This window comes from Embleya scabrispora DSM 41855, from assembly GCF_000372745.1.
GTDB classification, from domain to species: Bacteria; Actinomycetota; Actinomycetes; order Streptomycetales; family Streptomycetaceae; genus Embleya; species Embleya scabrispora.
This window is the reverse complement of the sequence record NZ_KB889668.1, coordinates 23,036-40,964: the sequence shown is the minus strand read 5'-3', so window position 1 is coordinate 40,964 and position 17,929 is coordinate 23,036. Positions and strand designations below refer to the sequence as shown.

The window sequence follows — 17,929 nt, the reverse complement described above, 5'->3', positions numbered from 1 at the left end:
GGGCCGATGGAGCCGAGGGGAACGGAACCGGGTGGTACACGCCCGAGCGAATGGGCACGGTACGCGCCCGAGCCGATGGGCTACGGCCGTTCGAGGCCGGCCCGGCGGCCCGGCCGCTCAGAGATCCAGCACGAGCCGCTCGCCCGCGGCGGCCCGTGACACGCACACCAACATCGCGCCCGCCGCCCGTTCGTGGTCGGTCAGACGCAGATCGCGATGCTCGACGGCACCGGCCGAGACCCGGACTCGGCATACCCCACAAAACCCCTGCCGGCACGAGTACGCGGTGTCCGGCCGGGCCTCGCGCAGCATGTCGAGGGCGGTTCGGTCGGCGGGCACCGGCAGGTCGATCCCGCTGCGTCGCAACCGCAGTTCGAAGGGCCGCCCATCGACCACGGGCGGCGGCGCGAACCGCTCGAAGTGCAGCCCGCCGGCCGGACTCGCGTCGATCGCGGCACGGACGCCGGCCGTCATCGGCGCGGGTCCGCAGCAGTACACCGCGGCCCCGAGGGGCGCCCGGCCGAGCAGCTCGGCGCAGTCGGGCGGCCCCTGCTCGTCGTCCACGCGCACCTCGAACCGGTCTTCCTGAGCCGCCAGTTCGGCAAGCTCGGCAGTAAACGGCAGCGACGCGCGGGTGCGGCCGAGGTGGATCAGCCGCCAATCCGAGCCGGCCCGGGCGGCCTGGCGCACCATCGGCAGAATCGGGGTGATCCCGATGCCGCCGGCCAGGAACAACACGGCCGGTTCGGCGGCGAACGGGAACGCGTTGCGCGGCCCCGCCGTGCGCAGCGTGGCGCCGACCGGCACCGCGTCGTGCAGCTCCACCGATCCGCCGCCGCCCGCGGCCAGTCGACGGATCGCGATCCGGTAGGTGTAGCGGTCCTGCGGGTCGCCGCACAGCGAGTAGTGCCGGCGGCGTCCGGAGGGCAGTTCCAGGAGCAGGTGGGCGCCGGGCTGCCAGCCGGGCAGTCGACCGCCAGCCGGTGCGGTCAGCCGCAGCGAGAGCACGTCCTCGGCCTCGACGACCTTTTCGCGCACCACGAGTTCGAGCGGTCCGGGCCGCCCGTTCGTCGGGGTCGGCGGCCCGGCGGAGCGGGCTCGGCGCCGTCCCCGGCGCGCGACCGCCTCGGTGTGCAGCCGGCCGAGCACGGTAAGCGCGCGCATCATCCGGTCGCCGCGGTCGCGTCCGTACAGGTCCGGCGGTGCGGCGGTCGGTCGCGGGGGCGCCGCGGTCGGCCGCGGTGATCCCGACGTCGACGGTGTGGTCGGGCTCATGGGCATCCTCGGCATCCTCGGTGTGCGGTGCGGAAGGCAACGGTCGGCGCGACCCGTGCCGGGCTCACCGGGCCGCGGCCCGGGCGGCGGGCGAACACGCCAGATATGCGACGGCCTGGCTCGTGGAGCCCTCCTGGGTCGGGTGGTAGCGCGGCTTGACATAGCGAGCGGCGGACCGGGCGGCCCCGGTCAGCCCGGGCAACAGCCCGCGCCGCGACGCCTGTACGTACGCGCGCCAGGTGGGCTTGGTCGGGCCCGTCGACTCGGGGTCGGCGAGCATCAGGAAGCGCACCCCGCGCACCCACATCCAGGTCAGCACCGGCCCGGTGACCGCCATCGTGCGCATCCGGCGCGGATAGCTCGGATCCAGGTGGACGAGCAAGTCGTAGGCAACGCTGCGGTGTTCCACCTCCTCGGCGCCGTGCCAGCGCAGCAGATCGAGCATCGTCGGATCCACCTGGGCCCGGTCCAGACCGGGCGCGTTGAGCACCCAGTCGCCGAGGAACGCGGTGAAGTGCTCGATCGCGGCGATGATCGCGACCCGCTCGATCAGGTGCTCGCGCCCGGCCGCACCGCACAGGTCGTCCCGGGCGCCGAGCACACGATGAAAGAGCCACTCGACCTGACGCACGAACGGCGCCGGGTCCAGGCCCTTGGCGAGGAGCAGGTCCAGCACGCCCTGGTGCGCCTCGGCGTGCACGGACTCCTGACCGATGAAGCCGATCACGTCCTCGCGCAGCCGCTCGTCGGTGATCAGCGGCAGCGCCTCCTGGAACGTGCGCACGAACCAGCGCTCGCCCTCGGGCAACAGCAGGTGCAACACGTTCATCGTGTGCGTGGCCATGGGCTCCTCCGGCACCCAGTGCATCGGCAGGCGCGACCAGTCGAATCGCACGTCCCGCGGATCGAGTGCCAGGTCGCGGTGTTCGTCGGCACGAACGACCGGCCTGTCGAACGGAGTTCGAGTCGAGCGCCGAGCGATCCGCAGGACCGCCGAGGCGGGGGGAGCCGAGGACATGGCGGTGCTCCTTCGTCGCAAGGACTCTTGTTACCCCACAGTAGGGAGTGTTGAATAAAAGTCAATACTTCGTTCGTCGATCGCCTGCGGCCGCTTCGGGCGACGCTCGCAACGGCTTGAGCACGATGTCGGTGGTGAGCTTGTCCGCGTGTACGAACGCCTGTTGGGCACGCACGTCGGTCATGAATACGAACGGCGGGATGATCGGCGGCAGCGGCAGCGCGTCGGGCGCGAAGTCGAGGCAGAGCAGACCTTCGATGCAGCCGTGCAGCCGGGTCAGGTAGATCCGCACGTTGCCCACCAGATCCAGGCTGCGGGTGGTCAGCCCGATGTTGCCGCCGGTGTCCGCGGTGGTGAGGGCATAGTCCTTCAGGTGTGCCGAGTTCATGGTCAGGACCAGTACCCTGCGCGGCCCGGCGGCGGTGTCGATGGTGGTCACTCCCGCCAGTGCGAAGCCGTTCGGCGCGAACACGCTCGCGGTGATCTCCACGGGCCTCGCATTGGCCCGCGCACCCGGCGCCGGCGCGGCGGCCACGGTCCTGGGCGGCGGAGCGGAACCGGCTTGCCGGGCGCGGGCTTGCTCGGCGCGGGCCTGCTCGGCGCTCGGGCCGCCGAGTACGGATGCGGCGATCAGTATCGGCAACGCCGCCGCCAGGAAGGCGGCAGGCGAGGCCCGGTCCGGCCACGATCTGGGATCCATGTCGAGTCCGTCCTCGTCGGAATCGGTCGCGCTGACGGAGGTGCCGAGGATCGAGACCGACAACGGCGCGGGCGCCCCGGATCGAACAACACGGCACGAAGGGCGCCGTGGATCGAAGGCCGCGACCGCGCACGCGCGTCGTCTCGAAAGGAGCGACCGGGTGGAGTTCCCCGATCCGCCCGAGGGTTGCGCCGGTACTCTTGCCGTGGACGTGGCACGCGGGGCTCGTTCGCCCCCGCCACGTTGCCGCCAACCGTGCACGTACCTTGCCGCGACCGAGACTAGGCGTCGTTTTGAATCAAAGTCAACGCTCTCGCCAGGAGGGTCGCCGGACCCCGCCCGAGTCGAAACGCTCACAGGCGCGGCGGGCCGAACTCGTCTCCATCGGTCGGCAATTGTTCGCCGACACCTCCTACGACGCACTGTCCGTGGACGAGATCGCGGCCCGGGCCAACGTCGCCAAGGGCCTGCTCTACTACTACTTCCGGAACAAGCGCGGCTACTACCTCGCGGTGATCGAGGACTCGGTCGCCGACCTGGTCGCCCGGGCCCGCAGCGACGCGGATCAGCCCGCCGCCGACCGGCTGCGCAATGTGCTCGACGGCTATCTGCGCTTCGCCCAGGGGAACGAGGCCGCCTACCGTACGGTGGTCAGCGGCGGCGTCGGATTCGACACCGACGTGCTCACCATTCGCGAACGCGTCCGCGAGGAAATGCTCACGTCGCTCGCCGAAGGCGCCTACGGCCGCGCCGACCTGTCGCCGGTCGCCCGCGCCGCGCTGGTGGGCTGGTTGTACTGCGTCGAGGGGGTCACCCTGGACTGGCTCGCCCGCCGGGAACTGGAGCGCGAGGAGGTACACCACCTGCTGGTGATGCTGCTCCTGGACACGTTCGTCACCATCGCCCGCCTGGACCCGGCCCGGCAGCCCCCCGAGGCCGCCCTGGCCCTGCGTCGCGCCGGCGGACATCCGGAGTAGCCGGGCGCGCCCGAGGCGCCGAGCGCACGAAGCAGCCGGTCGGGGCGACGGGCGTACGGCCGCACTCCGCCGACACAGTTCACGTGCAACGGCTCTCGCCGGCGGAGGAGTTCGAGAAGTACGCGGAGGCGTCGGCAGTCTCCGACGGCACCCGCTCGGCATCGGTGGCCGGCGGTGCGCATGCGTCGGGCCCCGGCGGGTGGCGCCGCCGGGGCCCGTGATCGACTCGCCTCCCCCCGAGGTTTGTCGATCAGATCCGCTGCCACAGAGCCGGCACGTTGGGCGGCTCCCAGCCCGGTTGTGCCGTGTGGCCCTGGAGGCAGCGGTAGTTCTGGCTGCCGTAGCTCGCCGTGGCTCCGGCCGCGTAGTTGGTGCCCGCGCGCCAGGTGCCGCCCGGCGGGTCGGTGGGCGGTTGGCTCGTCGGCGGCGTGGTCGTCGGCGGGACGCCGTTGATGTTCAGCACGAAGTCGAAGGAGGCTTCCTTGGCGTTGCCCACGGTGCGAACCGTCATCAGCAGCCGGGGGTCGAAGATGGTGTCGGTGTTGTTGCGCGGCTCACCCGGGAAGTACGTCTGCGTGGTGAGGATGCCGCGGTTGGGCGCCTGAACCTTCATGTGCAGGTGCCGGGTGCGACCCGGGTACAGACCGGGCACGATCGTGGTGAGCTTGTAGGCGCCCTGGGCGTTGGTGTACTGGTGGCCTCGGAAGGTGTATCCGACGTTGTCGTAGTTGCCGTTGGTGTCCGCCTGCCAGAAGTCGAGCAGCACGTTGGCCAGCGGCTGACACTGCCGACCGAACACGTACCCCGACACGGTGAGCAGGGTGCCCGGGCCGGTGAGCACCGAGCGCTCGGGCGAGTTGGGCTTGAAGTACGGGCCCTCGGTCTGGTCGATCGTCGGCTCGTCGCCGTCGTGGCAGAACGGCGTCGGCTCCAGGGTGTGGCCCTGGTCGCGCTGCGCCCGGGCCAGCGCCGGCACACCGCCGATGAGCAGCGGTAGCGGTGCGGCCACCAGGGCCGCCTTGAGCAGGTTCTTGCGGGTGATGCCGCGCCGGACGGGCTCGTCCTGATCGGTGTTGTCGGTGTCCACTGCGACCTCTTCTCGGCGAGGGGACGGGTGGGCGGGGTCGAGGCGAATCGATCCGGCCCACTCGCGATTGGTCTGAACCTATGCGCGGCAATCGGGTGCGTCGATGGACAAAGCACGGCCCTCGTGGTGCTTCGCGTTGATCTCCCGGCGGTACTCGCCGGGCGTGCTGCCGGTCTCCCGTCGGAAGAACCGACAGAAGTACGCGGGGTCCGCGAAACCCACCCGATCGGCTACCTGGCGCACCGTCAGATCACTGCCCGCGAGCAGTCGTTTGGCCTCGACCACCTGGGTCTGCCGGATGATCCGGCCGGGCGTACGCCCGGTGGCACTCTTCACCGCGTGGTTGAGATGACCCACCGAGACGCCCAGTTGGGCCGCGTACGCACCGACCGTACGCTCCAGGGGGTCCAGGTCCACCGGCCCGTCCAGAAGCCGGGCGAAGCGCTGCGCGATGACCGCGGTGGGTCCCGCATCCGGTTCCGGCTCGGCATCCGGGCCGTCCTGGGCCGCGAGTCGGGCGGCGCGCAGGATCAGCACATGCAGGTACGCCTGCAGGACCGGGATGAACTCCTCGCCCTGGTCGGCGTATTCGCGGCGCATCTCCGCCACCACCCCGGCCAGCCCCGGCGCCGCGTCGGGCGTGGGCCGCAGTCTCGGATACCCGGCCAGTTCACGGATCGTGCCCCGATCCCCGGGGTGGGCGAGCAGGAAGTCGTCGTTGAACAGAACGACCCAGCCGGTGAGTCCCTGCATGCGATGCCAGAAGTGCACCTGACCCGGCGTGACGAAGAACAGGTGTGGCGGATCGACCGTTCTCGGCGCCAGGTCGACCACATGCGTGCCGCGCCCGCCGGTCACGAAGGCGATCTCGTAGAAGGTGTGCCGATGTGGGAAGTCGGCTCGGGACATCGGTCCGATCGTGTCGAACGACCCGATCGCGAACGGCAGGATGCTCGGCGCGGGTACCTCCAGCCGATGCAGGGGAACCGCCGGTCGAAGCTGGGTGGGTGAGCTCATCGGCCCCTCCCGACCTGTCCGTCGGGCCTGCCCGGCCTGCCGTTCCTGTGGAAATCCCTTGCCATGTCGGCCCCCTGGCGATTCTCGGACGATGCGGCCGGCGCTCGATCAGCGGTCACGCTAGACCGTACGACACCCGGCGTCCGCGAGTTGGCACCCTCCGTCACGAACTGGCAAACGAAGCACCCGGCCGCAGGGGCAGGCGAAACCAGACCACGCCGGCGTCGTCGGCACGCTGGCCGCACCGCCGCACCGCCGCACCGCCGGTCAGCCGGTCAGCCGGTCAGCCGGTCAGCCGATCGGAGCTTCCGCGGGCGGCGTGCGGGCGAGTTCCGCGGGTGCGGCCCGAATCGCAACGACGCGGCGGACCGTACGGTGTGCCCGCGCGCCGGCAACCGGACGTCGGCTCGCGGTGGGGTCGCGAGTCGACGCCCGGCGTTCCTGGGCGATCGACAAGGTCTTCGGGGTCGGCCGCGCGGATCGGGTCGGATCCGCGCGGGCCGCCCGGCGGCTCGGTCAGACGATCGCGAAGTCGTCCCCGTAGACCGAGCCTTGCGCGTACCACCCGTGCAGGTAGACGGTCACCGAGCCGGAGGCACCGACGGTGAACGGGATGGTCAGCTTGCTCCACGCGGCCCCGGGAGAGGCCCACGTGCTCGCGCCGGCGCCGCCGCTGACGCCCAGGTAGGCGTAGTTGCCGCGGACCCAACCGGTGAGCGTATGTGCCGAGTTCGGGGCCAGTTGCAGGGTCTGCCGGCATTCGCCGGTCTGGGCCGCACCGGCCGCGGCCTCGATGGCGTGGGTGCCGCCGTGCGCGACGGAGGTGACCACCGCACCGCCCGGCTGGCAAGTCCACGGGCTGAGCGCGCCGCTCTCCAAGTCGGCGTTGAGCAGGCCGCCACCGGGCGCACCGGTCACGGTGAGGGTGTACACCGTGTTGTGCGTCGCCGAGGGACCCGTGCCGGTGACGGTGAGCACGTAGGTGCCGGGCGTCGCGGTCGCCGAGGCGGCGACATCGAGCGTTGCCGACGCGCCCGCGTTCACCGATGTCGGGCTGACCGTGGCACTGACCCCGGTGGGCCCGCCGGTCACGGTGAGCGCGACGTTCTGCGTGGCACCGGCCGTGACACCGGTGTTGATCCGCGCCGACGTGATGGCGCCCTGGGCGATGGTGCCCGATGCCGGACTGGCCAGGATGGAGAAGTCGTCGGTGACCGGCCCGGAGGTGACGGTGAGCGCGTAGGCCGCGGTATGCGTCGCCGACGGACCCGTGCCGGTGACGGAGAGTTGGTACGTGCCCGGTGTCGCGGACGCGGAGGCGGCGACGTTCAGGGTCGCCGATCCGCCCGCCGTCACCGACGTCGGACTGACCGTGGCACTGACCCCGTTCGGCGCGCCGGTCACGGTCAACGCGACGTTCTGTGCGGTACCGGCCGTCACAGCCGTGTTGATCGTCGCCGACGTGCTGCCGCCCTTGGCGACCGACCCGGATCCGGGATTCGGCGCGAGCGAGAAGTCGTTGGTGACCGGTCCTCCACCGCTGGTGAACGGCGCGAAGGTGTGCGTGAAGTACCAGGTGTCCTGGGGAATTCCGGAGCAGTTGTCGGCCGCCCCGCCGCCCGGGCACGAGCCGTTGTCACGCTGGAGGGCCCACATCGACAGGGTGCCGATGTTCTGCGCCTTGGCCCAGTTGTAGACGGTGACCGCGTCGGCGGTGGTGAACGTCTCGGCCGGACCGAAGTCGTCCACACCGGGCATCTCGGTGACCCCGACCATGGCCCACAGTTCGGCCTGGGTCTTGTTCGGGTAGAGCTGCGCGAGCTGGTTCTTCAGGCCGGTCGCCGCCGTCTTGGTGTCGTTGGCCATCTGATGCGGCTGGTTGTCGTAGTAGTCGAACGTCATGATGTTGACCACGTCGACCTTGGTCCCGTTGGAGACCGCGTTCCGCAGCACGGCCAGACCGCTCTCGGCCAGACCCTGGGTCGTGGTCGGCAGCGTGTACTGGATCTGCAGCGGCCGGCCGGTGCTCGCGGCCCACGCCTGTACCTGCTTGATCGCCTTGTTGCGGCGGTCGATGCCGGCCGGGTTGGTGAGCGAGTTGTCCTCGATGTCGAGGTCGATCCGGCTGACGTCGTAGGTCGAGACGACATTCTGGATCGCGCCGGCGATCGAGTTGACGTTGGTGCAACTGTCCGCGATCTCGGTACCGGTGTTGTCCGCGGTGTAACCGCCGAACGACGGGATCACATCGCCGCCGGCCGCGCGGATCGTGGCGATGTCCGCGCCGAAGGTGGACTGGGATATCGGCATCCCGGTGTCCCCGGACCAGTACGGCGTACAGGACCCCTTGCTCGGCGTCTGGATGAAGGCCATGGTCAGGTACTTCGCACCGGATTGCGCGGACAGCGTCGCCGGGCTCTCCCCGGTCCACGCCTCGAAGTACGGCGCGAACACATGCGCCGGCATCGGCGTGCCGGCGGCCTGCGTGAGGGTGACCGTCGGAGCCGCCTCCGGGGCGGCCCGCGCCGCGCCGCCGGCGGACAACACGAGCCCCAACGACGCGGCTGCGGTGGTCAGCACGGTCGCCAGGGTACGGAGCGGACTTGGTCGTCGCATGGGTGCTCCCGTAGTCGATGAGACGGGAAGGGGACGGGGCGGCCGGTGGTGCGGGACGGTGGTGTGCCCGTCGCTCCGCGGCGAAAAGGGCTGCGGCGGAGCGGCGAGCGGCGGAGCGGCCGGGCAGTGTGTGGCCCACCTCCGGCCCGGCGGCGGTCGTCGGGTTGGTCGGGCCCGTCGGCTTCGTCCGGACCGGAGGTGGCATCTGTGGGGCGTCGGGCGCGTGGTCAGCGCCGCGCGTGGGCCTCTCGGCGCCGGTTGGTCAACAGCACGGCGCCGCCGCCGAGGATGATCAGCGCGCCCGCGCCCGCCGCGCCGACGCCGGCCGCGCGCGGGACGCCGGCGGGGCCGGCGTCCGGTACGGCCGCGGCCACCGGCGCCTCGTTGATGCTCTCGTGGTTGTGCGCGGCGGGTTCGATGTACGGCGCGCCGGTCACGTGGGCCAGCGGTGCGGTCGCCGGGTTCACCCGCGCGGCGGCGGGTGCGGCGGCGGCACCGAAGACCACGTCCGAGCAGGAGTAGAACGCCTCGGGGCTGTCGGTGCGTTGGTAGACGACGTAGATCAGGTGCCGACCGGTCTTGCCGGTGGGCATTCGCCCGTTCATCACGAACGACCCGTTGTCCAACGGCGGATCGGTCTGGGTCAGGAACGGCGTGGGCTCCAGGTCCGACCACTTCAGCGGCACCGTGGGGTCGTATCCGTCCCTGGTCACATAGAACTCGAACGTGCCGCGGTGCGGCGAGGTGGCCCGGAACAGGAAGTTGAAGGTGCTGCCGGCGGAGACCGCGGTCGCCGGCCAGTCGGCGCGCGCCTGGTCGAAGCCCTTGTACTTGTCCCGCCCGGCACTGCACAGCTTGCCGTCCGGAATCACTTGACGATGCCGGCCGGCAACGTCCGCGAGGTTGACCTCGTTCCAGTCGTACACGGGCTGCGTGCCGCCGATCGCGACAGCCGCCTTGCACGCGGCGGACGTGGGGTTCTCCGGATTCTCGGCGCGACACGTGCCGGTGCGGCTGAGCGGATTGCTCAGGGTGCCGTGTGCCTGCGCCGTTCCGGTGGCGAGCGCGGTGATCGTCAGGGGCGTCAGACAGCAGGCCGCGGCGAATGCCGCGACCTTGCGGCGAGACTTCATGAAGCCCTCCGGGTAAGGGAGTTGCCGATATCGGGGACGTACGGGGGCCTCGAACGAGAGCTCCCTCGTGCGGGAGCCCTCGGATGGGGCGGATCGGCGCGGATGGGACGGTCGGCGTGGAAGGGGTGAGACGGCACGGGTGGGACGGGGATCCGCGATGGCCGCGACGGATCCGGGGGTTCCGGCGTACGGGTGCCGCCGCCCGCGGTCCGAGGGGACAGGTATAGACCAATGGCTGCGGCGGTACTCAGAGTCGCCGTGCTCGTCCGGTCGCGCAAGAGCGCGGAGCCGGTCTTTCCGATTGGACCGCGCGATTCGATGGTCATTACTCCCCAACCGAAGCGATGCAAACCGCGCCGAAAAGTCGGGACGGCCTGCGCGGTTTGGTTTCTGATGCCCCGTCAGTTGTGTCGTCATTGTGGCGAGGAAAAATTTTCCGCGCCCGGGCGCCGCCTTGCCAATACTTGCCGGGCGACCCCGAAAAGTGCCCTCACACCTATGGACGGGGACAGGGTTGGTATAGACCATTGTCCGTGCCAGGACGCTCGTCGACGCGATGCGGACGGCGATCATCCGGCCCTTTCGAGGATCGACACCTTCGAGAACCACCCGAACACCAGGCGCCAAACGTCCCGACGACAAGCACTCCGACACCAAGTACCCGGACACCGACTGCCCCACCGCCCGGCCGCGAGCGGTGGGGCACGCCAACCGGCGGCGTGCGCACGGCATGTCCAACACCGCTCTCGTCCCCCGACCCGTGTCCCAAGACGTGTCCAGGAGCCGGCTCGATGATCTCCCCGTTCCCCACACCGCACCGCAACTCCCGAACTTCTACCCATCGTTCGTCGCAGGTCCGACCTCATTGGCGGGCCCGACGGCCGCTGCGCACACTCGCACGCGTCCTGGTCGCGGCCGTCATCGCACCGATCGCGCTGGTCGTCCTGCCCTCCGGCGCCGCCCACGCCGCGACCCCCGAGGCGACGTTCGCCAAGGCGTCCGACTGGGGTTCCGGCTTCACCGGGCAGTACACGATCCGCAACCAGGGCGCCACCACGCTCACCGCGTGGCGGGTCGAGTTCGACCTGCCCGCCGGAACCACCGTCGGCTCGTACTGGGATGCGCTGCAAACCGGCTCGGGCGGCGGTCACTACGTCTTCACCAACCGCGAGTACAACGGCACCCTCGCCCCGGGCGCCTCGGCCACCTTCGGCTTCCTCGGCGCGGGCACCGGAACTCCCGGCAACTGCAAACTGAACGGCAACCCCTGTGTCGGGCCGGCCGGCCCCGACACCACTGCGCCCGGTACGCCGACCGACCTGCGCGTGGCCACGGCCGGCCCGACCGCGCTGACCCTGTCCTGGAGCGCGTCCACGGACGACGACCGGGTCGCCGGCTACGACATCTACGTCAACGGCGCACCCACCGCGACCAGCGCCGGTCCGAGCGTGACACTGTCCGGACTCACCCCCGGCACCGGATACCCGGTCAAGGTGCGCGCGAAGGACCCGGCGGGCAACGTGTCCCCGTTCACGCCCGAGCTGATCGCCACCACCACGACGGGCGGCGGCAATCCCCCGCCGGGATCGGTGCGCAGCGTTCCGTACATCGACATCACCGCACCAACCCCGACCCTGACCGAAGTCGCCGCGGCCACCGGCCAGAAGTTGTTCACACTCGCCTTCGTCCTGGGCAGCAACAGCGGCTGCGACCCCAAATGGGGCGGCACGATTGCCCTCGACGAGCCGCGTATCGTCAACCAGATCAACGCACTTCGCGCCCAGGGTGGCGATGTCGTGGTCGCCTTCGGCGGCGCGGCGGGCCCGTACCTGGAGGCGTCCTGCGGCAGCGTCGACACACTTGCCGCCGCCTACACCAAGGTGATCGACACCCTCGGCGTCAAACACCTCGACATCGACATCGAGGCGTCCATCCCGATCGGCACCATGAACAAGGCACTGGCCAAGGTCCAGCGCGACCGGCCCGCCACCACCGTCAGCTTCACCCTGATGGTGCAGGGCGACGACTACGGCCTGACCCCTTCCCTGGGCGTGGACCTGCTCAAGAACGCGCGGGACAACGGTGTTCGGGTCGACATCGTCAATCCGATGGCGATGGAGTTCGGCACCTCGCGCCCGGTGTGGGGCGACGCGGTGATCACCGCCGCCGAATCGACGCTGCGTCAAATGAAGGAGATCTGGCCCGCCAAGTCCGACGCCGAACTCAAAGCCATGCTCGCGGTGACGCCGATGATCGGCCGCAACTACAACGGCAAGATCTTCGTCCAGTCGGACGCGAGCAAGCTGGTCACCTGGGCGAACACCAACCACATCGGCCGACTGGCGTTTTGGTCGGTGGGCCGCGACAACGGCTCCTGCCCGGGCGGCGGCGTCTCGCCCACGTGCAGCAGCATCAACCAATCCCCGTACGAATTCACCACCCTCTTCAAGAACTTCACCGGCTGAACCCAAGACCGGGCCACCGGTTGAACCAGCCGGCCGAACCCACCTACCCGGCATCGGTCGACCCCCTTTCGACCGTTGCCTCCCAGCCCGGCGGCGCCCACGCGACGCCGCCGGGCCACCTTCGAAGTCGCCGCCACCCGGTGCAAGTGCAGCCGTTCGCCGGCGGCCCGCACCCCGAGATCGGGCACAGCTCTCACGCGGCCCACCGACAACGGTCGGGGTCTCGAACCTCAACAGCCCCGGGACACCAACCGTGTCACATTTTCGGCCGACCTCTTGGCAAGGCTTTTATCCCGGAGTAGGGTGGTTAGTGGCTTACGGGGCGAGCGAGGGAGTTCGACCGATCAGTGGTTGGCCTTGGAGAAGGGAGCTTCGGCTCAAGCCAAGGTCGGGCGGTCGGGCTGAGAGGCGTGAAGGTCGAATGGACCGGAACGCGACCCCTAGCACCTGATCCGGACAATGCCGGCGCAGGGAGCCCACCTCGTAGGTCCTTTGCGCGCGTACGTCCGCCCGGTCACCGGGCCCGACGGTCGCGCGTTCGCATGTGTTCACCGGTTCGACGCGGACTCACCAACCCGGATTGTTGAACATGACCTCCGGGTTGGCTGGTGTCACGCCGGCCAACAAGGGCTGAGGAATGCACTTCAGTTGGAGGTCGAAGAAGGCCCCGACGTAGGCCCGGGTCAGGTCCAACCCGCGGCGCCCCGCGAGCGGCGCCGGCAACCGGCCGCCGGGCAGGCCCAGTTGGTCGAGGAAGACCGGAACGTCGGTGAAGCTGTAGTGATTCGCGCCGGCCACCGTCAACCACCTCTTCCAGCCGTCCAGTCGCCCCCACGCCTCGTCCCAGCTACGGTCCACGCCTCCCGGGCGGTGCGTGTCGTCGTCCGTGCCCAGCATCATGAAAGCCCGCCCGCGCAAGCCCGTTTCGGGTACCGCGGAGTGGAACGCACCGTCGATGTTCACGCCCGCCCGGATTCGAGCGTCACCCGCCATCGCCGCGGCCGCGCTCGCGCCGCCGATCGAGTGGCCGGCCATGCCGATCCGGTTGCGGTCGATCAGGGCCGCGTACCGCCAGGTCGGCCGCGGTCCGGTGAGCCGATCCAACACGAGGGACACATCCTCGGCCCGGCCCGCGGTGACCGCGGCCAAGTCCGCCTCGGTCCGCACCTTTTCACAGGCGACGCAGGTGCGCATCCGGCCGCCCGGAAAGGCGGTCCCCACCGACTCGTACGCGTGGTCGACGGCGGCCACCACGTACCCCCGGCTCGCGAGTTCCTCGGCGAGACCGGTGAGCGTGTACGCGGACACGCCGAATCCCGGGGACAACACCACGAGCGGAAACCGGCCACGCGCGGGCCGGGCATCGGCCTTGACGTCGGTTTCGGTACCACCGAGCGTCTCGGCGGGGAATACGTCACCCATCCCCCGGTCCGCGAGCAGTAGGCGAGCCTCCTCGACCGTGGCATACGGCGCGGGCGTGCCGGTGCCGGGCAGCGCGGGGTAGTACACGCCGACCATCAGCTCGCGCGCACCGGCCTCCGGTACCCACGGGTCCCGCCGGGCCCGGTCGACGAGGTGGAGGGATTCCCGGCCCACGGCGAACGAGCCGGTGGGACGCGGCAAGGAGGTCCGGCCGGCAGCCGCCGGGACGTCGGCCGAGGCCGGGACGAAGGCAATGGGGGCCGCGGCGGCGGAGGCGGCGGCCGACGGGTGTGCCATGGCGGTCGGCAGGGCGAACGCGAGGGCGAGTGCGAGGGCGAGCGTGGGCAGCGCGGCCGTCGGGGCCGACGAGGATCGGGTCATGTCCCGATCCTGGTTCCGGGTCCGGTCCGGCGCATCGGCCATCGGTCGCACCGCGACCGGGGCCGGGCGTACATCCCCGGAAGCATCGGGTCCTCTGGTGGCCGACCGGTCCACGACCGCCCGGACGATCGATCCGACTGCCGCGGCTGTCTCGGAGCGTCCCGAGGCGTCCGTAGGCGAGGCCGGTGGACCGGGTCCGCCCTGCTTCAGGGTGCGTGAGCGGCCGATCGGACCGCGTCCGCGTGGTTCCGTGGCGTCCTTCGGCGTGGCGTGCGCACGGTGCCGGACTGCCGGGCCGAGCCGGCGGATAGTGGAAGGAAGGCGATCCCCGGGCACCGGTCGCGCCCGCGTCCGATGCCGCCCCTCTTGGGAGAAACCCCGTGTCCGACACGCAGTTCACCTATGTCATGTACATCCGCACCACCCCCGAGGAGTTGTGGCGCGCGCTGACCGAACGGGCCGAGATCAGCCGCTACTTCGACGGCTCGGGACCGGAATCGGACTGGCGGGTCGGCTCGCCGGTCCGCTGGTCGATGTCACCGCGGACGGCCCCGCGGGACGCCGGTCAGGTGGTTCTGGCGGTCGAACCGCCACGTCGACTGGCCTACACGTGGCACAACTACGAGCCCGAGATCGGCGAGATGTTCGGCTGGAGCGCGGAACAACTCGCCGAACACCGCCGTGAGCCGATCTCCCGGGTCTCCTTCGATCTGGTACCGCTGGGCGAGGTGGTCGCGCTGCGCGTCCTGCACGAGGGTTTCGCGCCGGAGTCCGAGATGCTCAAGAGCATCCGCGAGGGCTGGCCGATGATCCTGTCCAACCTCAAGACGGTGCTGGAGACCGGCGAGACCCTGGACTTCGGCGCGTAGCACTCCGGTCGGCGACGCACGCGCGTCTCTCCGGCCCCCACCGACTGCCGCGCAGGGGAGACCCGCCGCGTGTTCAGCTTCAGGCGAGTGTCGGCGTTGGGGACCGGCGGTACCGCCGTTGGCGCCAAGCATTCGATCAAGGTCGTCCAGGGCCTGTCCCGAGTCCGGATCACGATCGGGTCGATCCGGCCCGGCCGTCCTCGACGAGCGGTTCGAGGACGAGGACGGGGATCCGGCGGTCGGTGTTGCGCTGGTATTCGGCGTAGTCGGGGTACGCGTCGACGGCGCGGGCCCACCACTGGGCCTTCTCGTCGCCGAGGACCTCGCGCGCCCGGTACGTGTGGGTGGTCCGCCCGTCCTGGATCGCGACGACGGGCTCGGCGAGCACGCCGGCGAACCACTGCGGATTGGTCGCCGTGCCGCCGTTGGACGCGACGGCCGCGTAGCGGCCCTCGTGTTCGACGCGCATGACCGGGGTCTTGCGAAGTTTGCCGGTCTTGGCGCCCCGGTAGGTCATCAGCACCGTGGGCAGGTCCTTTATCGTGACGCCGTCCGTTGTCCCGGTGCGGTGGACCTGGTCGACGTGGTCGCGGACCCACGCCAGACCGCTCGGTTCGTATTCCCCGGCGAGTCCGGCCGCACCCACCGGGTCGGCGGGGCGCCTGGTGTCGATGTTGCGGGTCAGGGCGGTGAGAAGGCTGGGCAGTTCGGTGGCCGTGCCGGCGGGCAGGCCGGCCACGGTCTCCTCCGCCAGGGTGACCCAGACCTGCTTGACCTGCTCGGCCAACGCCCGGCCGCCGTCGGTGAGTTCGACCACGCTCGCGCGCTTGTCGGACACGTCGGGAGTGCGGCGGATGTGACCGGCGGCTTCGAGCTTGCGGGTCATGATGGTGACGCTCGGCGGCTCGCACCCGAGCGCCTGGCTGATCCGGGCCTGGATCATCGGTCCGGTCCGGGCGAGTTCGAGGAGCAGTACCTCCTGCCCGGGATGCAGCCCGAGCGGCGCCAACAACGCGGCGGCCCTGGTCCGGTGACGCAGACTCAGGAGACGGACCGCCTGGTTGAGTTCATCGGCGTACGCGAAGTCCACGGGATCTCCCTCAATTGGTTATGCGGATAACGTTATGCGCATAACCAATCTTCGGCAAGGCCGGATCGCCGTCGAGTGCCGACGCCGGGGCCGCGTCCCAGCACAGGTGATCGATCGCGTGCGGGGGTCCGGCGGGGCGGGTGAAGCCGCCCCGGATCCGGGGCCGCGTCCGGGGGCTTGCCTCGTGCTGCCGGGGCGGTCCGGGGCGGGGAGGGGCCGAGGGCCCGGTGCGGGCCTGGGCCTATGGGCGGCGGGCGATCCAGGTGGTAGGCGTGGTGCGCACCGTCAGGTCGTCACGGCGCAGGATGCCGTGCGGCTGCGTTTCGTCCAGGAGGGTGTCGAGGGCTGCCAGGTCGTCCGCGTCCAGTGCTTCGTCGGCGTGGGAGCGCAGCTCGGTCAGGCAGGTCCGGGCGTAGCGGCCCAGCGCCGGGCCCGCCTGCGAGCCGTCCAGGCCGATCTCGAAGGGACGGCGCGCGTCCACGACGAATCCGGCGTCCGTCAGCCGGTCGGTCCACTCGTGGGGCGGCCGGGTGTTCGTGGCGGCGTGCAGACGTGCCTCCATGCCCGGGCGAGGGTGCGGCCGGTCGCGGCCGGGCGCGCGTTGCCCTGGGCGCCGCGCGGACGAGGCGACCTCGGGCGACCCACCGCGCACGCGTCCGCCCGGAGCCGTCCGCCCCACCCCGCCCGGACCCCGCACCGGCCGCGGGTCGTTCACCGTCGCGGCCGCGTAGGCGCGCCGGGCACGGAACGCGCCCGGGATCGGTCTCCATGTCTCCCGGGCCCGCCGCCACATCGAGGACGGGAGTCGCCGGGGTGAGCGCGGTCGACTCGTACGAGGCCGCGCGTGCGCGGCCTGCGCGGCCCACGTCGCACGCCGCACCGGCGCCGTCACCTGCACGGCCGTGCGCACCGACGCCCACAGCGGCGAATCGGGCGGGTGGGACCGTTGTGTAGCGGATCGGGGGGCGTGATCGCCGAAGTCCACCACCGTCCCGGCGAAGTCCGAACCCGCGAAAGCGACGAGACCATCCGAGAACTCGACGTGCTCGCAGCGGAGTTCCGCACAGTGAAGCGGGCGGTCAATCCCTGGGGCGGGCGGGATCGGCAGGTGTGCACAGGAAGGACCGGGTCACCTCGGTGAAGGCTTGGGGCTCGGCGGCGTGGATCAGGTGGCCGGCCGGGATGGTGACCACCCGGGCGTCGGCGAGCCGGCGGGTCCACTCGGTGACGCGGTCCTGTGGAATATGGCTCGCCGAGCCGCCGGCAACGACGAGGGTGGGGGCGGTGATTCGGGCCAAGCGCTCCCACCACACGGGATCGGGAGTGTCGACCTGCTTGCGGACGGCCACGACCATGTCCCAGTCGAAGCCGAGTTCGCCCTCGGGCCGCGTCGGCGCAATCGGGTCGCGCGGCAGCGGGACGGAGACGTCTTCGAGTACCAACCGGCCCACCCGTTCCGGGTGTTCCTGCGCGAACACGTAGGCCACCATGCCGCCCAACGAGTGCCCGATCAGGTCCACCCGGTCAAGGGCGAGTGCGTCGATGAAGCCGATCAGGTCGTCCCGCATCAGTTCGATGGAGTAGTCGCCGGGCCAATCGCTGCGTCCGTGCCCGCGCAGATCGACGGCGTACACCCGCCACTGCTCGGCCAGGGCTTCGGCTATGCGGGCCCAGTGCGTGGCGTCCTCGCCGAGCGCGTGCAGCAACACCAGCGGCGGGGCCTGCGGCGCACCCCACACGTCGTACGCCAGGCGGACCCCGTCGATCTCGACCGCGCTCGATGCACCCGTTGATTCACCCATATTCGGACCATATCCGCGCGTCGGGCGTGGACGGAACGCCGTTCGCTCCGAGCCGAACGGGTTGTGGCGACGCCCGT

Annotated in this window: 13 protein-coding genes and 1 pseudogene; 3 read left to right on the top strand and 11 right to left on the bottom strand. The window is 70.9% G+C overall.

Annotated features, from left to right (window positions below):
* Window positions 1-117: 117 nt before the first annotated feature.
* From A3IC_RS0121690 to A3IC_RS62495, 3 genes are all read right to left on the bottom strand, one after another.
* Window positions 118-1,275, bottom strand: a complete 1,158-nt coding sequence (locus A3IC_RS0121690) for a PDR/VanB family oxidoreductase (RefSeq protein ID WP_020552156.1) — start codon at window positions 1,273-1,275, stop codon at window positions 118-120.
* A 64-nt stretch (window positions 1,276-1,339) separates the two neighbouring features.
* Entirely contained in the window at window positions 1,340-2,293 is a 954-nt protein-coding gene (locus tag A3IC_RS0121685) for a metal-dependent hydrolase (RefSeq protein ID WP_020552155.1), read from the bottom strand.
* 61 nt (window positions 2,294-2,354) lie between these two features.
* Window positions 2,355-2,993 carry a hypothetical protein gene (locus A3IC_RS62495; RefSeq protein ID WP_158696045.1) on the bottom strand — a complete coding sequence of 213 codons (639 nt, stop codon included), beginning with the start codon at window positions 2,991-2,993 and terminating at the stop codon, window positions 2,355-2,357.
* A gap of 395 nt (window positions 2,994-3,388) precedes the next feature.
* Between A3IC_RS62495 and A3IC_RS0121675 the strand changes: the two genes are divergently transcribed.
* Window positions 3,389-3,970: a TetR/AcrR family transcriptional regulator gene (locus A3IC_RS0121675; RefSeq protein ID WP_020552153.1), complete on the top strand. Its 582-nt coding sequence runs from the start codon at window positions 3,389-3,391 to the stop codon at window positions 3,968-3,970.
* Window positions 3,971-4,220: 250 nt separating this feature from the next.
* On the opposite strand, the gene A3IC_RS0121665 is transcribed toward A3IC_RS0121675, so the two are convergent.
* The 4 genes and pseudogenes from A3IC_RS0121665 to A3IC_RS0121645 form a co-directional block, all read right to left on the bottom strand.
* Window positions 4,221-5,057: a dioxygenase family protein gene (locus A3IC_RS0121665; RefSeq protein WP_020552151.1), complete on the bottom strand. Its 837-nt coding sequence runs from the start codon at window positions 5,055-5,057 to the stop codon at window positions 4,221-4,223.
* Between the two features lie 78 nt (window positions 5,058-5,135).
* Entirely contained in the window at window positions 5,136-6,074 is a 939-nt protein-coding gene (locus A3IC_RS0121660) for a helix-turn-helix domain-containing protein (protein ID WP_020552150.1), read from the bottom strand.
* Window positions 6,075-7,064: 990 nt separating this feature from the next.
* Window positions 7,065-8,690 (bottom strand): annotated as a pseudogene (locus A3IC_RS0121650) (glycosyl hydrolase family 18 protein); the annotation flags it as partial.
* A gap of 227 nt (window positions 8,691-8,917) precedes the next feature.
* Window positions 8,918-9,823, bottom strand: a complete 906-nt coding sequence (locus A3IC_RS0121645) for a lytic polysaccharide monooxygenase auxiliary activity family 9 protein (RefSeq protein WP_020552147.1) — start codon at window positions 9,821-9,823, stop codon at window positions 8,918-8,920.
* A gap of 791 nt (window positions 9,824-10,614) precedes the next feature.
* Here A3IC_RS0121645 and A3IC_RS0121640 point away from each other — a divergent pair.
* A complete protein-coding gene (locus A3IC_RS0121640; protein WP_020552146.1) occupies window positions 10,615-12,288 on the top strand; it encodes a cellulose binding domain-containing protein in 1,674 nt (557 codons plus the stop codon).
* Window positions 12,289-12,855: 567 nt separating this feature from the next.
* On the opposite strand, the gene A3IC_RS0121635 is transcribed toward A3IC_RS0121640, so the two are convergent.
* A complete protein-coding gene (locus tag A3IC_RS0121635) occupies window positions 12,856-14,091 on the bottom strand; it encodes an alpha/beta hydrolase family protein (protein ID WP_040876974.1) in 1,236 nt (411 codons plus the stop codon).
* A 380-nt stretch (window positions 14,092-14,471) separates the two neighbouring features.
* Here A3IC_RS0121635 and A3IC_RS0121630 point away from each other — a divergent pair, with 380 nt between their 5' ends.
* The gene (locus A3IC_RS0121630; protein WP_020552144.1) at window positions 14,472-14,960 is read left to right on the top strand and encodes an SRPBCC family protein; all 489 of its coding nucleotides are present in this window, start codon (window positions 14,472-14,474) and stop codon (window positions 14,958-14,960) included.
* 169 nt (window positions 14,961-15,129) lie between these two features.
* Here A3IC_RS0121630 and A3IC_RS73050 read toward each other — a convergent pair whose 3' ends face one another.
* From A3IC_RS73050 to A3IC_RS55735, 3 genes are all read right to left on the bottom strand, one after another.
* A complete protein-coding gene (locus A3IC_RS73050) occupies window positions 15,130-16,050 on the bottom strand; it encodes a nitroreductase/quinone reductase family protein (protein ID WP_020552143.1) in 921 nt (306 codons plus the stop codon).
* A gap of 241 nt (window positions 16,051-16,291) precedes the next feature.
* Window positions 16,292-16,612 (bottom strand): hypothetical protein, encoded by a 321-nt coding sequence (locus tag A3IC_RS0121620; protein WP_020552142.1) that lies wholly within the window; start codon window positions 16,610-16,612, stop codon window positions 16,292-16,294.
* A 517-nt stretch (window positions 16,613-17,129) separates the two neighbouring features.
* The gene (locus A3IC_RS55735; protein ID WP_020552141.1) at window positions 17,130-17,852 is read right to left on the bottom strand and encodes an alpha/beta fold hydrolase; all 723 of its coding nucleotides are present in this window, start codon (window positions 17,850-17,852) and stop codon (window positions 17,130-17,132) included.
* Between the last annotated feature and the right edge of the window lie 77 nt (window positions 17,853-17,929).

Coding starts and splice junctions, on each gene's coding strand:
- A3IC_RS62495 (WP_158696045.1), bottom strand. CDS start 2,993: ATGGATCCCAGATCGTGGCCGGACCGGGCCTCGCCTGCCGCCTTCCTG.
- A3IC_RS0121685 (WP_020552155.1), bottom strand. CDS start 2,293: ATGTCCTCGGCTCCCCCCGCCTCGGCGGTCCTGCGGATCGCTCGGCGC.
- A3IC_RS55735 (WP_020552141.1), bottom strand. CDS start 17,852: ATGGGTGAATCAACGGGTGCATCGAGCGCGGTCGAGATCGACGGGGTC.
- A3IC_RS0121690 (WP_020552156.1), bottom strand. CDS start 1,275: ATGAGCCCGACCACACCGTCGACGTCGGGATCACCGCGGCCGACCGCG.
- A3IC_RS0121645 (WP_020552147.1), bottom strand. CDS start 9,823: ATGAAGTCTCGCCGCAAGGTCGCGGCATTCGCCGCGGCCTGCTGTCTG.
- A3IC_RS0121620 (WP_020552142.1), bottom strand. CDS start 16,612: ATGGAGGCACGTCTGCACGCCGCCACGAACACCCGGCCGCCCCACGAG.
- A3IC_RS0121635 (WP_040876974.1), bottom strand. CDS start 14,091: ATGACCCGATCCTCGTCGGCCCCGACGGCCGCGCTGCCCACGCTCGCC.
- A3IC_RS0121660 (WP_020552150.1), bottom strand. CDS start 6,074: ATGAGCTCACCCACCCAGCTTCGACCGGCGGTTCCCCTGCATCGGCTG.
- A3IC_RS0121640 (WP_020552146.1), top strand. CDS start 10,615: ATGATCTCCCCGTTCCCCACACCGCACCGCAACTCCCGAACTTCTACC.